The organism is Alistipes sp. DJF_B185 (assembly GCF_964250025.1).
Classification (GTDB): domain Bacteria; phylum Bacteroidota; class Bacteroidia; order Bacteroidales; family Rikenellaceae; genus Alistipes; species Alistipes finegoldii.
In genome coordinates this window covers 324,571-339,707 of record NZ_CAXUDY010000002.1, presented here as the reverse complement: position 1 = coordinate 339,707, position 15,137 = coordinate 324,571, and the positions used below count along the sequence as shown (strand labels likewise).

16 protein-coding genes and 1 tRNA gene are annotated in these 15,137 nt (G+C 48.6%); 6 read left to right on the top strand and 11 right to left on the bottom strand.

Features of this window, described 5'->3' with window-relative positions; translation table 11 throughout:
• The first annotated feature begins 12 nt into the window (after positions 1–12).
• The 3 genes from ACESTR_RS04665 (at position 13) to ACESTR_RS04655 (ending at position 2,698) form a co-directional block, all read left to right on the top strand.
• Positions 13–1,647, top strand: coding sequence for a hypothetical protein (locus ACESTR_RS04665; RefSeq protein ID WP_009598568.1), 1,635 nt, complete (start codon positions 13–15; stop codon positions 1,645–1,647).
• A gap of 141 nt (positions 1,648–1,788) precedes the next feature.
• Positions 1,789–2,529 carry a radical SAM protein gene (locus tag ACESTR_RS04660; RefSeq protein ID WP_227042932.1) on the top strand — a complete coding sequence of 247 codons (741 nt, stop codon included), beginning with the start codon at positions 1,789–1,791 and terminating at the stop codon, positions 2,527–2,529.
• Positions 2,530–2,533: 4 nt separating this feature from the next.
• A complete protein-coding gene (locus tag ACESTR_RS04655; RefSeq protein WP_193559116.1) occupies positions 2,534–2,698 on the top strand; it encodes a hypothetical protein in 165 nt (54 codons plus the stop codon).
• A 34-nt stretch (positions 2,699–2,732) separates the two neighbouring features.
• Here ACESTR_RS04655 and ACESTR_RS04650 read toward each other — a convergent pair whose 3' ends face one another.
• Both ACESTR_RS04650 and ACESTR_RS04645 read right to left on the bottom strand, forming a co-directional pair.
• Positions 2,733–3,353, bottom strand: coding sequence for a hypothetical protein (locus tag ACESTR_RS04650; RefSeq protein ID WP_009598546.1), 621 nt, complete (start codon positions 3,351–3,353; stop codon positions 2,733–2,735).
• A 60-nt stretch (positions 3,354–3,413) separates the two neighbouring features.
• On the bottom strand, positions 3,414–4,229 hold the full coding sequence (locus ACESTR_RS04645; RefSeq protein ID WP_014776101.1) for a DUF2971 domain-containing protein: 816 nt from the start codon (positions 4,227–4,229) through the stop codon (positions 3,414–3,416).
• A gap of 39 nt (positions 4,230–4,268) precedes the next feature.
• Between ACESTR_RS04645 and ACESTR_RS04640 the strand changes: the two genes are divergently transcribed.
• A complete protein-coding gene (locus ACESTR_RS04640) occupies positions 4,269–5,135 on the top strand; it encodes a hypothetical protein (RefSeq protein ID WP_014776102.1) in 867 nt (288 codons plus the stop codon).
• A gap of 9 nt (positions 5,136–5,144) precedes the next feature.
• On the opposite strand, the gene ACESTR_RS04635 is transcribed toward ACESTR_RS04640, so the two are convergent.
• The 6 genes from ACESTR_RS04635 to ACESTR_RS04610 all read right to left on the bottom strand — a co-directional run bounded on the left by ACESTR_RS04635 (position 5,145) and on the right by ACESTR_RS04610 (position 10,524).
• Positions 5,145–6,413 carry a Y-family DNA polymerase gene (locus tag ACESTR_RS04635; protein ID WP_009598553.1) on the bottom strand — a complete coding sequence of 423 codons (1,269 nt, stop codon included), beginning with the start codon at positions 6,411–6,413 and terminating at the stop codon, positions 5,145–5,147.
• Positions 6,413–6,853: a LexA family protein gene (locus ACESTR_RS04630; protein WP_009598571.1), complete on the bottom strand. Its 441-nt coding sequence runs from the start codon at positions 6,851–6,853 to the stop codon at positions 6,413–6,415. Before ACESTR_RS04630 ends, ACESTR_RS04635 begins: the two co-directional genes overlap by 1 nt.
• 101 nt (positions 6,854–6,954) lie before the next feature.
• Positions 6,955–7,494, bottom strand: a complete 540-nt coding sequence (locus tag ACESTR_RS04625; protein WP_014776104.1) for an ORF6N domain-containing protein — start codon at positions 7,492–7,494, stop codon at positions 6,955–6,957.
• A gap of 11 nt (positions 7,495–7,505) precedes the next feature.
• Entirely contained in the window at positions 7,506–8,720 is a 1,215-nt protein-coding gene (locus tag ACESTR_RS04620) for a site-specific integrase (protein ID WP_009598544.1), read from the bottom strand.
• A gap of 288 nt (positions 8,721–9,008) precedes the next feature.
• Positions 9,009–9,081 (bottom strand) — tRNA-Lys (locus ACESTR_RS04615).
• A gap of 138 nt (positions 9,082–9,219) precedes the next feature.
• Complete coding sequence (locus ACESTR_RS04610) at positions 9,220–10,524, bottom strand: glycoside hydrolase family 2 TIM barrel-domain containing protein (protein WP_009598025.1); 1,305 nt, start codon at positions 10,522–10,524, stop codon at positions 9,220–9,222.
• Between the two features lie 125 nt (positions 10,525–10,649).
• Here ACESTR_RS04610 and ACESTR_RS04605 point away from each other — a divergent pair, with 125 nt between their 5' ends.
• A complete protein-coding gene (locus ACESTR_RS04605) occupies positions 10,650–11,102 on the top strand; it encodes a type I restriction enzyme HsdR N-terminal domain-containing protein (RefSeq protein WP_009598102.1) in 453 nt (150 codons plus the stop codon).
• Here ACESTR_RS04605 and ACESTR_RS04600 read toward each other — a convergent pair.
• From ACESTR_RS04600 to ACESTR_RS04590, 3 genes are all read right to left on the bottom strand, one after another.
• Positions 11,097–11,843 carry a LytR/AlgR family response regulator transcription factor gene (locus ACESTR_RS04600; protein ID WP_014776117.1) on the bottom strand — a complete coding sequence of 249 codons (747 nt, stop codon included), beginning with the start codon at positions 11,841–11,843 and terminating at the stop codon, positions 11,097–11,099. The two genes, ACESTR_RS04605 and ACESTR_RS04600, sit on opposite strands and share 6 nt — an antisense overlap.
• Positions 11,836–12,909, bottom strand: coding sequence for a sensor histidine kinase (locus tag ACESTR_RS04595; protein WP_130063096.1), 1,074 nt, complete (start codon positions 12,907–12,909; stop codon positions 11,836–11,838). The genes ACESTR_RS04600 and ACESTR_RS04595 overlap by 8 nt, the downstream gene beginning before the upstream one ends.
• 132 nt (positions 12,910–13,041) lie before the next feature.
• A complete protein-coding gene (locus ACESTR_RS04590; RefSeq protein WP_256170114.1) occupies positions 13,042–14,145 on the bottom strand; it encodes an IS4 family transposase in 1,104 nt (367 codons plus the stop codon).
• 127 nt (positions 14,146–14,272) lie between these two features.
• Between ACESTR_RS04590 and ACESTR_RS04585 the strand changes: the two genes are divergently transcribed.
• Positions 14,273–14,971 (top strand): hypothetical protein, encoded by a 699-nt coding sequence (locus ACESTR_RS04585; RefSeq protein ID WP_014776120.1) that lies wholly within the window; start codon positions 14,273–14,275, stop codon positions 14,969–14,971.
• The last annotated feature ends 166 nt before the right edge of the window (positions 14,972–15,137 follow it).

The window sequence follows — 15,137 nt, the reverse complement described above, 5'->3', positions numbered from 1 at the left end:
ATGAAAAGGATAATGAAAACTATTGCCGTATGCTTGGCCGCGTTGCTTTGCGGCTGTTCGATAACCGGGCATCTGGAGCGTCGCCAATACTGCGCCGACGTGTTGCACGTCAGCCGCGAACAGCGCGAACGCGAGCAGCAGACCTACCAGCCGCCCGCCTTGAAGATCGAATGGGACAGCAACCGTTTCTACCTCGTGCCGACCGAAGTACAGGAGAACGGCGAACGTATAATGGCAATGCAGATTCAGCAGGTAACCATACGCGCCAAAGCCCGAACGCTTCCCGAACGGCTGGGAAAGGTCATAATCGACTTCGTGATCGACATGCCCCGGCAGTTGCAGGGCGCATGCCGGAGCGTCATCGTAACCCCCTATCTGCACAAGTACGGCGAAGCGCATGCTTTGCAGGACATCACCATTCGGGGCGGGCTGTTTTCACGGGTGCAGCAGCGCGACTACTGGCAGTTCGGCAAGTATGTCCGGGCTTTCGCACCCGACAGCAGCGCCGAAGCCCGCGCTTTCGCCCGCTTCGTGAAATATCCCTATCCGGAGGGCGTGCGGCTCGACAGCGTGGCGGCCCATCCCGGCCATATCTCGTACTACTATTCGCAGGAGGTCCCGACAGACGAAACGTCGAAAACGATGCTTGTAACCTTACAGGGCCGTGTCGTGGCCCTCGACGACAGCAGCTACACGCTGCCCCCGTCCGATACGCTGACCTATCACGTTTCGTCGATGCTCTCGTTCGTCGATACCACGACGCGCTACAAAATAAAGGTCATAAACAAGTACGCCACCGTGCAGGACCGCAACTACATTCAGTTTTTGGTGAACGACACCCGTGTACTCGACACCCTCGGCAGAAACACCGCACAGCTCGGTAAGATTCAGGCACGCATGGCCGGACTGATCGCCCAGCAGGAATTTTTCGTCGATAGCGTCGTCCTGACGGCCACGGCATCCCCGGAGGGCAGTTTTACCCGTAACCGTGCTTTGGCACAAGGCCGCGCCCATGCCCTCAAACGCTACCTGCAGGAGCGCATCGGCCCCGAAGTCGATACGCTCGTCCGGGTGCGGTGGGTGGCCGAGGACTGGCCCGAACTGGCGACCCGCATCCGTGGTGACGAAAGCCTGCCGCACCGCGCCGAAATGCTGGAGTTGATCGCCGCCGAGAAAGACCCCGACCGACGGGAGCGGCTGATCCGCGAACGATACCCGGCGGATTATCGCTATCTTAAAGAAAGCGTCTATCCGTGGCTGCGGGCCGTGACATTGCGTTACGACCTGCGCAGGCAGGGAATGATAAAGGACACCATTCACACCCGCGAGGTCGATACGGCTTATATGCGGGGTGTGGACCTGCTGCAAAAGCGCAGGTATGCGAAAGCCCTTTACAACTTACTTGAATACCGCGACCGCAACACCGTCGTAACGCTCCTTTCGCTCGGCCATGACGCGCAGGCATTGGAAATCCTCGACGGGCTGGAGCAGTCCGCGACGACCGAATACCTCAAAGCCGTGGCGTGCTCCCGGCTCGGTCGCAAGGTAGAGGGCCGCGAACATTTCCTGACGGCCTGCGGCATGGACAAGCGGATGCAGTACCGCGGGAACCTCGACCCCGAAATAACCGAACTTTTAAAACAATAAACCATGAAAATAGGACTGATAGACGTAGACGGCCACCACTTCCCGAACCTCGCGCTGATGAAGTTGTCCGCATGACACAAAGTCCACGGCGACAGCGTGGAGTTCGCCGACCCCATGTTCGGGCAGTATGACCGGGTGTATATGGCAAAGGTGTTTACGTTCACTCCCGACTATCCCCACGTTTTCCCCTGCGAAGTCGTGAAAGGCGGAACCGGGTATCGGGATTATGCGCGGGTCCTGCCCGAAGAAGTGGAACACTCCTGCCCCGATTACGGGTTGTATGATTATCCTGCGGCAGTAGGTTTCCTGACCCGCGGATGCGTGAACCGCTGCCCGTGGTGCGTAGTCCCCCGTAAAGAGGGGGCAATCCGGGCAAATGCCGACATTGAGGAATTTTTAGGCGGACGCCGCAACGCCGTACTGCTCGACAACAACGTACTTGCGTCCGGGTGGGGACTGGAGCAGATCGAGAAGATCATCCGGTTAGGGGTGCGGGTGGACTTCAACCAGGGTCTTGATGCCCGGCAAATCGCCCGGAATACCGAAATCGCAGAACTGCTCTCCCGCGTGAAGTGGTCGAAGTATATTCGCATGGCATATGACAGCTCCGCCGTCCGGGACAACGTTCACAGGGCAATAGAAAGGCTGAAAAAATGCGGCGTGAAGCCCGCAAAGATGTTTTTCTATGTCCTCGTTCGGGACGTGGATGACGCGCTGGGCCGCATCGAAGAACTGCGTGCGCTGGGATGCCAGCCCTTTGCACAGCCTTACCGCGACTTTGAGAGCAAGATACACCCCACACCCGAACAGCGGCGACTGGCCCGCTGGTGCAACCACAAAGCGATATTTCACACCGTGGATTTCAAAAACTACAAAAAATAAGATTATGAAAAGAAAAACATTCGTAAGCATCTTGATCGTACTGCTGACCCTGCTCGGCCTGACCCGCTGCAAGCTGGCAGAGGTCGAAACAATCGACGAAATACCGTGCCCCGGAGTGGGAATAGACACGGTGATAATCCCCGGCTGGGACAATCAGCCTGATGACTAAAACAAATGTCCAGCCTTTCAGGGCTGGACATTTGTTATTTGAACGGATTAAGTTTTGCATCGTGTGCTTTTTTTTCGATCAAATTCTGCCTTTCTTTTTCGAGAATTGATAACACATTTGGCTTGATGTTGGCATTGCGTTTTTTGCATTCCTCTTTTAAGAGGTTAATTCTTGTTTTGACTTCTGAAACAAGAAATTTAATATCCTCTTTTACTCGTTCTTTCCATTCATCGCTTAGTGGGATGCGTGTATATTCTGTTATAATGGTTAAGGTTAATCCATTTGCATTTGCACTTCCCTTTATAGGAGCATAGTGTGTATCGGTAGGAGTATTGAAAAAGAAAGTATAATCACCTTGGATTTTGAATTTATAATCGACTGCGACAAAATCATAAAACTCATGGATTGCACCAATTCGTAATTCTGGTCGTAACGCTTCTCGCGAAATGGGCATAAGATAACTAATTGGCTCAACATCTTCTGTTGTAAACTCCGTGTCGCAGATAATGCTATATTGTTGTTCTATTCTGTCCGCGATCTTTTGCAAGTCGCAATTTAATAGCTCATTATCTGTTATTTTGTTAAGTTCGGATGCGATTTTCTTATCGCTTTCATCGAATCGGGTTTGAATGGGAGTATTGTTGAAGAGATACATAATAGGAATGGGTTAGTGTTTCACAAATGTATGAATAATTATTTTTTAAGCTAAAAAGTTTTATTGATTGTTGTGAGAGTATAATTTCTCTGCATATAATCCATAGGTATGTGATTGTTGTCTGAATTTATATACATCAAATTTCTTTTCTTTTGCTATATTGATTATAGTATCTATGTTACCGTCAAATTTGCATCCTAAATACACTCTATTAATCAAGTTACGCATTTGTAATTTTACCGGTTCGTCTAAATTCAGATAGGGATTAGGAGTTTGCCGCAGTATCAGACGATACTCCTTTTCATGTTCCCACCACTTCGCTTTTGTCGATAGAAAACCGTTGATTTCGTTCTGGGCTTTTTTGGATGGGGTGTTATCAATCCGGGGTGTCTGATAGTCAAATGGTACTATATTGATAAGATTTAAATCTGGAAGTTTATTTTTGTATACAACCTTTCTGAATGAGAGGTAACTATTGATTTTATCGTGAAAATGGTTAATTAAAGAGGTATAAATGTCTTTCATATTGACACCTATACACATGCCTTTGTGCTCGTTGTAATAACTCCACATCAAAAAGGTGGTAGCAGTTTCACTTAAACTACAAATTCCGAAATATTTGGTGAGTTCATTTAAGTCAAAGGACACACTAAATTCCGGGTATTTTCCCTGACATTCGTGCGAAAGGTAACAATCGTAAGGGTCATTCAGAAAGCCTGTTCGCCTGAACCATAATTCTTCTTTTTGCAGCATGGATAAACCACCAGTGGTATCAATGTACTTATATAGAATAGCAGGATGTTGGTCTTTATTGGTCATAGTAGATTCTTGCGCTTTAAATCGTTGATAAAGATACAAAAAAATGCCATTTACCATTAAGATATTTTCACTACCTTAATGGAAAATTTGAACGATATGTTTGACTTGAATAACCTTATCGGTCGTCTCCGGCGAATTGAAAATGATCCTGCAGCTCAATTCGAAGATATTGAAGATGCGTTTAATGATATGATAGGGCAGCCGATTGTTGCGCCAATTATAACCATGCCTGCCGGGATATTGGTATTACGCGCTCGTCAGGTAAAATCATTTAATGAAGTTCAGAGTGAAGAACAAATCAGCTATTTGCCGCAGCAACTTTGTGAAAAATTCGGACGGGCGAATATGCCGGATAATCCCTTATTCTATGGTGTTCTTGTAAATCGAGATAACGAAGAAGAAATCCCGCGTCTAACAAATAGTATTATACTGTCGCTATTTGAAGCCTGTCCCTTTTTTCGAGGACCGATGATAGATGAAGAATATCGTGCTGTTGTCGGATGTTGGGAATCATATAAACCACTTGACGGATTGACGATTATAAATCCAGATTTACGTGAAAACAGGTCCGGGATTAATCGTCAGGTAGCGAATGGACTTTCGAATTTCTTGGCAGAAATTGAAGAATTGCGTAGGGCTGGAGCGGATTTCTATTCTGATGACGAAATAATAAATTTTCAACGATATATGCACCATAAATTTACAGATAACGTTAATGCAGACAGAGAGTACTGGATTCCCGCAAAATTTACGTTTGATGTGTTAGTGCAACCCATTATTGACGGAATATTTTACGAGAGTTCACAAGGACGTGTAGACGATCGACTGAAGGATTGTATTAGTGTTGCGCTTAAACCGCAATCAGTAGATACGAAATTGCATTTTCTTGGGGTCTATGATGTTCTGATAAAAAATGATGGGGAGAAAGTTACGATTTCTGCACCTATATTTCGGAACCTTTAATTGTATAAATTACATGGCCTTTACCTGAATAATGTCGTCCCAACTGGTCGTATATCGTTGGGAAAGGTGTTCGCGGTTCATGCGGTAGGGCGGTGTCGCGCCCTGCGTGGCGAGGCTTATCTTGTTTCGGCCGTAGGTCTTGTTCAAGGCGTCCATGACCGCCATGATCCGCGTATGTTTGTCCCGGTCAATCGGGTCGAACATATTGATTTGTACTCCTTCGTTCGACCGAATATCCGAAAGAACCACGCCCGCACGTTTGTAGCCGTAGCCTTTGGAGTACAAGTCCCGCAGTATCTTGCCCGCATATTTTACCAATTCGATGGTGCTGTCTGTCGGGTTGGGCAGTTTCAGCAGCGCATTTTCATAGCTTTGCGGCTTGTCGGGGCGGTGGCGGTTCGTCAGGATGAACACCCGGATTTCCCCGCAGACGGATTGCTGCTTGCGCAGCTTTTCGGCGCTGGTGGCGGTGAAAAGCGCGATATTACGGTGCAGTTCGCCGTAATCGGAAACGTCGTTGTGAAATGTTCGGGAGGTGCGTATCTGCTGCTTGGGCTGCGGCATATCATCAAACCCTATACAAGCTTCGCCCCGCAGCTCTTTCCACATGCGCAGAGCCGTAATGCCGCCCATGTTCAGGCGCACCCACTCCGGGGATAACTGCGTGAAGTCGTATGCCGTGGCGACGTTCGCGGCCAGCAGCTTCTTTTCGAAGCGTCTCCCGATGCCCCATACGTCGCCGATAGGGAACCGCCGCAGTACTTTCTCTATATCTTCCGGGCGGTGCATGTAGCAGCAGCCCGCCAGCTTCGGATATTGCTTGCACAACTTACTGGCGATCTTCGCCAGCGTTTTGGTCGGAGCGATACCCAAGCTGATCGGGATGCCCGTATTCTTTTTCACTCGTTGCACGATCTCCAGCCCGAAGTCCCGCAGCGTGGCCGGGTCGATGCCCGTGAAATCCATGAAACTTTCGTCAATGGAATAGACCTCGGTAGCGGGGGAGTACGATTTAAGGGTATTCATAACCCGCGTACTCATATCCCCGTAGAGTTCCAGATTGGAAGAAAAGACAGCGACATTATTTTGCCGGAGAAATGCAGCCTGCTGAAAATAGGCATCGCCCATCTTCAAACCGAGCGCTTTTGCTTCATCGCTGCGGGCAATGATGCACCCGTCATTATTCGACAATACGACAACAGGCCGCCCGTTTAGATCGGGGGCGAACATTCGTTCGCAGGATGCGTAGAAATTATTGCAGTCCGCAAGGCCGTACATTATTTTTTGACTTTCTTTATTACATACCGGACAACGCCCCACACACGGAAGTCGCAGTCCGTAGTGACCTCGATAGGCTTGTACTTTTCATTGGCAGGGACAAGCCAAACCTGCGCCCCTTTAAACCGGATCGTTTTCAGCGTAAATTCCCCGTCGATAAAGGACACCACGACATCCCCATCGAGCGGATCGGCGGACTTATCGACCGCCAGCAAATCGCCCTCCTCGATATGCGCGTCTTTCATGCTGTCCCCGACAACACGTGCGAAAAATGTAGCGTTCGGATTCGGGGCTACCAATTTATTCAGATCAAGCGGTTGTTCGATGCTGTCGTCCGCAGGGGAGGGGAACCCTGCGTGTACGCCGCTATCCATCAGAGGAACCTCCAACGGTGCAGTAAGGTCCGGTTTAAACCATTCCAATCTTATGTTTTCATTCATAGTCGAAGCAAATGTATATAGATTTTATATTCTAAACAAGCCAGAATATAACGAAAAAAGCCGCCCTGAAATTGCAGGACGGCTATTCGTTTGAGTGTTTGCTATTTCGGTTTGCGGGTGATTGTATGCTTTACTTTCAGCACGACAAGGTTGCACTCGATTGTCGTTTCGGACTGCGTGGTTTCAAAAGCATCGTCCAGCAAATCGCTGATGATACGGCTGCCTTTCTCGGCAAGCCGCTCTTGCAGATGCGGGTCGTTAGGTTCTTGCAACGCCGACATCGTGCGAGACAGTTCTTTCACCTTTGCAAAGGTTTCGATAATTCCGATTGTCGTCTGTGTGGCAACAGGCGATTTCAGGATTGTCGCCAGCATATAAAGTCCCTTTTCGGTAAAGGCTTTGGGGGCATAGCGGACCTTTGCGGATTTTGTGGTCGAAATTTTCGACCGCAAATCTTCCCATTCTGACGGGGTAAGCTGGAGAATGTACCCGTCCGGGAATTTGTCGGGGTTGTTCTTGATCGCTTCGTTTACGCGCTTCGTTTCGACGCCGTAAAGGGCTGCTACGTCGCTGTCGAGAATCACCTGACGACCCTGAACAACGATGATTTTGTCTTTGATTGCTGTCTGAACTGCATCCATAATATAGTAGTTTATTGGTAAAGAGTTTGTAATGTTTGCGTTGCCGTGTTCAAAACGTTAATGTCTTTGATGATCTTTTCGGGAAGAACGCGGGCGTAGTGCTGCGTCATTTTCATATTCGCATGTCCCATTGTCTTGGCGATGGTGGCAATAGGAACGCCGAAAGACATGGCGGTAGTGGCATAGGTATGCCGGGCCATGTGGAAAGTCATATTCTTTTTGATGCCGCAACTACTTGCAATTTGCTTCAAGTAGGCGTTTACGTGCTGATGCGGGGAACGAGGTAGTACGTAGCTGTCATTCTGATTCTCGTATTTCTTAATTATGGATTTCGCAATATCCATAACCGGGATGATCGACGGAATATTTGTTTTCTGACGGGTAATTTTAATCCACATATCCCCGTTTTCAGCAAGCGTAATGTTTTCACGTTTTAGGTTCATGGCATCGACAAAAGCTAAGCCCGTAAAACAGCTGAATACGAATAGGTCTTTTGTCGTTTCCAAACTTCGCAATGAAAATTTCTTTTGGATGATTAATTTAAGTTCATCGACCGTCAGGAAATTCGGGTCCACAGGGTCAAACTTAATTTTGTAATCGCTGAACGGGTCCTTTTTCAAAAGACCTTTCTTGATGCAGATTTTTGTAACATGTTTGAATACCTGCATGATTTTTTGAACTTGATTGTTTGAAACCTTATACGTAGTGAATAGATAGTCTGAAAAATCATCGACGAAAGAACCGTCGATCTCCGCGGCGTACATATCCGAACGGTGATGTTTTACCTTGATGAAATCCGCCACCCGGTTATATACAAGGGTAATACGTTTGTAGGTCGAAAGAGAACGGCATTTGCCGATCATATCCTTTTGATGTTGCTTGTACTCTTGGAAAACGCTTAATAGGGTAGTGCTGGAATCATCAATCCCTAAAAAAGCATTTTTAACTTGCTCGGCAGACAGCACAGGACCGCGCAGAAACATTTCCTGATAGGTAGTTCTGATTCTTGCTTCGATATTGCGCAGTTGGCTATTTAGGGAACTTGCTCCCTTTCCATTGATTTTCTTTGTTTTGCTGTCCCATTCCGTAGTTTGCGGGTCAATTTCCAACTGCGTGAAGAATTGTGTCGTCTGCTTATTGACAGTAATACGCCCCATAATGGGCAATAATCCGCTCTTTTTCTGTTGCTTTTTTACATAAAAAAGCACGCTAAATGTGTTTTTCATGGTTACTTTTTTTGGTTACAAAATTAGTCTAATTGTGCCTTAAAACTCTGACAATCAGCGGACAACTGACGGACTTTTCAAAGAATTCGTAACCAAAATCGGGGAAAATTCGTAACCAAAAATATTTTTGGGTTTTGGTTACGAATTAGTAACGATTTTTTGTCGCAGTTTGGCATTCTGCTGTCGTAACCGCAAAAGAAAAAAGCCTTATAGTAGACAACTATAAAGCTTTTACGTTGCTTTGGCCGTTGTTTGGCACTTATTTGTGCCGGCTTTTAGCATTTTCTGTACCCCCTCAGGGGCTCGAACCCTGGACCCCAACATTAAGAGTGTCGTGCTCTACCAACTGAGCTAAAGAGGCATCAATCGTTATCCGATTGCGAGTGCAAAATTAGTGATAATTTTTATTATTGCAAAAAAATCCTGAAAAATTTTCAGGATTTTTTTTCGCATATCCGCCGACGGACCTGATGCAGATGCGTTTTCGGGTCGTTTCGGATTATTCCAGTTTCAAACCGTCGCTGTTCCACTCGCCTGCAGCGTCGGGATAAATGAAGGGCCGGGTCTCGCTGAACTTCTTCATATTCAGATAACTCTCATAGAGATTGATGCCGTTGGCCGATTTCGTTGCCAGCGAGAAGGCGATTACCGACGGGTGGCGCTTCGAAGTGTGATAGCTGTCTTCGGTCCGTTCGACGTAGGCGTTCTGCCAAGCGGGATCGTTCGACGGGTTGCCCCCGATGCGACGCGATTCGCCGCTGCTGCGGGTGTCGATCGGAGCCTGCGGGATCACATACATGCCCATCGTGTCGCAAACAGCATACAGCGCCGGCGACACGGGCCCCGGCAGGAGCCTGAGGGTGTTGAATCCCTGCTCACGGAGCTTGGCTATCTCCTCCGCCGGGAACTGGGGCGGAACCTCGCGCGTGCGGAGTGCGACGGGATTGCCGTTTACCGCCAGCTGCCCGTTGCGCAGTTCGACGGTGCGGAATCCGAGCGGCAGTTCGATGTACTCCATGTAGCGGCCTTCGTGCTGGGTTTTTACGCGCAGCGTGTATTGCGTCGGCCGTCCGGGGTTCCACAACATGCTGTCTGGAATGCGGGCCAGAAAGCGCACGGTGTCCTCGCGGCGCATGTCGAGTGTGACGTCCTTGTATCCGATGGCGGCATTGGAGCCTGCCGGAGTGAGCAGTTCATAGTGGATGCGTGAAGTGCGCGGATTGAGGGACTCGGTTTTAACGACGAGGGCGATTTCAGCCATGACCTTGTCGTTCTCCTCGCTGCTGCGCCACGATTTGGTCAGTACGTCGCGTACGCGCAGCGTGGGCTGGCTCATGACCCATGCAGGACCTATTGCCGGGGCCGGATCGCTTTTCCAGCTTTCGAGACGCGCCACCTGCGACGGAGCGCTGACGACGATTTCCAGCGTGTTGCGGCCCTCCTGCGCATGGCGCGTGAGGTTGAATTCCGCCGGAGCGCTGCAGTCGCTGTCATAGGCCACGGCTTTGCCGTTCACGCGCACTTCGTAATCGGCCGAAGCCCATCCCAAATGGAAGAATACCTGCCGGTTGGCCCATGCGAACGGCACGGTGAACTCGGTCGAGAAAACGTTGCCTTTTTGCGTCCAGTCCGCCAGACGGGTGAAGTAACGGGTGTCGCCCGCAAAGGCTGCGGCCGCTTCCTGCGCCGTGGGGTAGGCGATCACTTCGCCGCGCGGCAACTCGCGGCCGTAGGTCGGAATATACTCCTGCGCCGCCAGCGTGCAGCACGAGAAGAGTGCTATGATCGAAAGAATACTCCTCATATATTCGCTTTTTTAACCTTCATTTTCGCCGCCCGGCGAAACGAGTTTCTCTGCTCGGCTCCCGCTTAACGAAAATGTTCGTATATTTGTGCAGGTCAAAGATAGTAAATTTTCCGGAACTAAAGATGTCAGAACTTCCCAAACTCAACTTTCCTGCCATCCGGCTGCGTGCCCGCCGCCGCGGTGAGCAGGTTGAAGTGTGGGACGACCTGCGGGGAATTTACCTCGTGCTGACGCCTGAAGAGTGGGTGCGGCGTCATCTGATCGCCTACCTCGTGTCGCACTGCGGGGTGCTGCCTAAACGCATCGTGCAGGAGTATGCCGTGCCGGTCAACGGACAGCCGCAGCGCGCCGACGTCGTTGTGGTCGGCGACGGCGCCGAACCGCTGGTGCTGGCCGAATGCAAGGCCCCGGAGATACGGATCGACGAACGGACCCTTTCGCAGGCCGTGCGTTACAATTCGGTGCTGGGGGCGCAGTTCGTCATTCTGACCAACGGCCGGAGACACTATTGCTGCGAGTACCGCGACGGCCGGTATGTCCAACTGGCGGGATTCCCGGACTTCGCGGCTTTATAGATTCTTGAAATTGGCGTCGATATAACGCTGAAAGCTCTCCTTGTAATTCTCCCCGATGGGCACGTACTCCGTGTCGCTCAAAAACACGCGGCTGCGGACGTAGCCTTTGATGCAGCGCAGATTCACGATGTAGGAGCGGTGTACGCGCATGAACATCTCCGACGGGAGCGCCGTCTCCATGTTCTTGAGACGGAACAGGGTGGTGATCGTCGAGCCGTCGGCCAGATGCATGCGCACGTATTCGCCTTCGCTTTCGAGATAGACGATGTCGCTGATTTTCACCAGCGATACCTTGTAGTCCGCCTTCACCGAGATATACTCCTTGTCTTTGGGCAGCGCCTCCGGAACGGGTTCCGATGCGTCGGCCGGTCGCTGGTTGTGGCGCAGTTCGTAGAGCGAGTTTGCCTTGCCCGCCGAACGACTGAAGTCGGCGAAGCTGAACGGCTTGAGCAGGTAATCCACCGCGTCGAGCTTGAACCCTTCGACGGCGTATTCCGAGTAGGCGGTGGTGAAGATCACCATCGGCCTTTCGACCAGCGAACGGACGAACTCCACGCCGCTCAGGTCGGGCATGTTGATATCTACGAAGATCAGGTCGGCATGCTGTCCGGCGAGAAACTGCTGGGCTTCGAGTGCGTTGTTGCACGAAGCGGTAAGCTCCAGATAAGGAATCTTCCGTATGTAACTTTCGATCTGACGCAGAGCCAGCGGCTCGTCGTCAATGGCGATACACTTAAGCATTGAGGGTCGGTATTACGAGTTTTACGGTGTATGTCGTAGGGTTTTCTTCTATGTCGAGCGTGTAGTTCCGGGGGCCGTAGATCAGTTCCAGACGCTTGCGGACATTGTCCAGTCCGATTCCGGCGCTGTGTCTTTCGCCTTTCTGCGTGTGGCGGCTGTTGCTGATCGTGCCGGTGACCTTGCCGTCGGCGTAATCGACGTGCATGTGGATGAACGACGGGTTGTTGTAGCTCACGCCGTGCTTGAATGCGTTCTCCACGAAGACGATCAGCAGCAGCGGCGGAATGGAGACCTGCGTCGGCAGGTCGTGCGGATACTCCACCCGGATGTCCACGTCGTTGGTGTAGCGGATGCGCATCAGCCCGATGTAATTCTGGATGAACTGAATGTCCTTGTTGAGCGAGATGATTTCGCGTCCCGAATCGTAGAGCACGTAGCGCATCATCTTCGAAAGCTCGATCACGGCGTTTTTTGCATATTCCGTGTCGATGTCGATCAGCGCATGGATGTTGTTGAGCGTGTTCATGAAGAAGTGGGGATTGATCTGGTACTTCAGATAATCCATTTCGGCCTGCATGTTCTGCTGTTTGAGCTCCTCCATCTGCTGTTCGTCGCGTATCGACTGGTACATGAGCTTGATGCCCGTATTGGCCCCCGACATGAAAAATCCCAGAATCACGTTCCAGTACATTTCCAGATCGGTGAACGACGCCTTGCGGTGCTCGATGAACTGGTCTTCGGAGAGGTCCGAGAAGAGCAGGCTGTCGGTGATGTGCTGTTCGTAGAAGTCCACGAACCAGAACGTGCCGATGATCAGCGTCAGATTGGTTATCAGATACTTCCAATACTTGTGCTTGAGCATGAACCGCGGCGCGATGACGCTGTTGTGGACGATGAATATGATGAGGTAGGGCGCGATCTTGCGCCATGCGATCAATACGTTTTCCCAGCTGACGTGAAGCTCTGACATCATCAGCGAGTTGAGCACCGGCACCAGAATGATGGCCGACCAGACCATCACATAGAGCAGGTTTTCGCCGATCGTCTGTTTCTTGGTGATTTTCATGCCGTAAAGATAGAGTTTTGAATGATAATATGAAAATTCAATCTAAAAAGAAATATGTGGGTATATTTCAAGAATATTTTTTAGATGAAAATATTGATGAAGAAATTATTTTCATATTTTTGTAAAAAAGTGTTAAGTACATGACAAAATTTTGAATACATCGAATTTAGGTGTGTATGTCGGTCGGAAAAGCACGTTTGAGATTTCCTCAAGACCATACTTGACCAAAGACTTAGCCCTTCGTCCATGCTTCAGAATTTTTATCGGTTTAACGTATATATCTTTATGTTCACCAACTAGATACGCCCACACAAAAGCAATGCAGACTATCGCAAACAGACGCGCGATGCGCTCTCTGTCGCGCAGGTGGGTGTCCTCGATATTGAAGCCCGAAGATTTCATGGCACGGAATGCCGTTTCAATCTCCCAGCGTTTTTTATAGGTCGCAACTCCATCTTCAGGTCGGTTGAAACAGAGCAGAATCTGAAGTTCGGGTATCCCGTCAGAGTTCTTGATTCGACTTCCGGCGAGATAGACATACTGCCCTTTGTGCAAAAAGAGCTTGTTGTAGAATTTCTCCTGTCCGACTTTGAGGGAATTGAAGAGCCACCATGCTCTAATTCTTTCTCCTGTGGAAGGCTTGACAACCCAAACGTCCTGCCGGATACGGATATAGTATCGAATTCTGTTGTCGTTAAGCCAGCCTATCCACTCCTTGCCGATAAACTCGCGGTCGGCCACAAGGCAGTCGGTACAGTCATGTCCAAAAAGTCGGAAGAACCGCTCGATGATATCCTTGCGTTCTTCCCAATTGGAATTGCCGCGCTTGTCCAAAAGGCAGAACAGCAATGGAAAGGCAATACCCTTGTAGGTGATGCCGAGGGTGAGTATATTGATGTTGAACTCTCCGAACTTCCAGTTGGTGCGGTCCATACTCAGAACCAAACCGTCCTTAACAGGAAGCAACGAGAAGATCATCCTTGCTACCAGGTCGAGGTTCAAGGCATAGTTGGCAATGAATCGCTGAATGCGGCGCAGATTGGAATCACGCTCAACCGACGTAGGCATTGCCGAAGCCAGTTTGTGAAGGCTCACAGTCTGCACCACACAAAGTGCATGGAGCATGTAAGCCATAAGCTTTATGCGGGCCAGATTCATCGATTTTCCAAAATACTCTTGCATAATCGGGAGGATTTGGTTAATTTTGACCAAGTCCTTGGAATCAGTAGCCTTCATGGAAAAAGCAGCGAACTTTTCTTTAAAACTACTAATTTTCAGGGACTTTTGCAAATATAATCTATTAATAATTAGATGTTTAACAATAGAATTTTAACTTTTGTCATCTACTAAAAAAAAGTGGTATATGATTTATGTAGTATTTATCGTTTTTGCTGTAATCGTAATTTTTATCATTAATATTAATAATACGAAGAGTAAGGAAGATGCGAATAAGCAATATTTTAGTGAGTCGATAAAGTCATATGAAAATTTTAATCCAACTTATATAAAATATGGGTTAGATAGTGAGTATATTTTTGCAATTGATGAGCATGCTAAGATGTTATTATATCATAGGGTAAATACAGAACCTGTTTTTTTAAGATATGAAGATATAATTGATGCCGAGTTATTAGTTGAAGGGAAGGTTGTATCTAAATTGTCGTCTGTTGGTATTGGGAGTGCAATAGGAAGTTTTGGAGTGGAATATGGAATAGGTGCAATCAAAGATAAGGCAAAAATAGATGCTCTAGGAGTTAATATACTTGTGAATAATATTACTATGCCTCGTCTATTAGTGGTGTGTTATTCTGGGTATACAATTTCTAGTAGCGGAATTACTGCCATTACATTTAATCAAGTACTTGATGATGCAAATTGCATATTGGACCGTTTGAAGATTATAGTTGCTCGACACCAAATTTACCAACAAAAGGAGTTAAGTCCAGAGTTCAGATCATCGACTGTAGATCAAATATTAAAATTAGTGCAATTGAAAGAATTAAAAGTAATAACAGAAGAGGAATTCCAAGTCGAGAAGCGAAAGGTGTTGAAAAATAGTTAACAAAGATAGATGTCTGCAAAAAATAAAACCTTCGGGATTTACCCCGAAGGTTTTATTTTAAAAAGCAGGTAACCGAACTATTAGTGACGCCTCATTGTTGGAATTGGATTCAGTGACTATGAAGAATTTGGGATAGAGAATCCAAAGTATGCGGTTACCTGCTGAG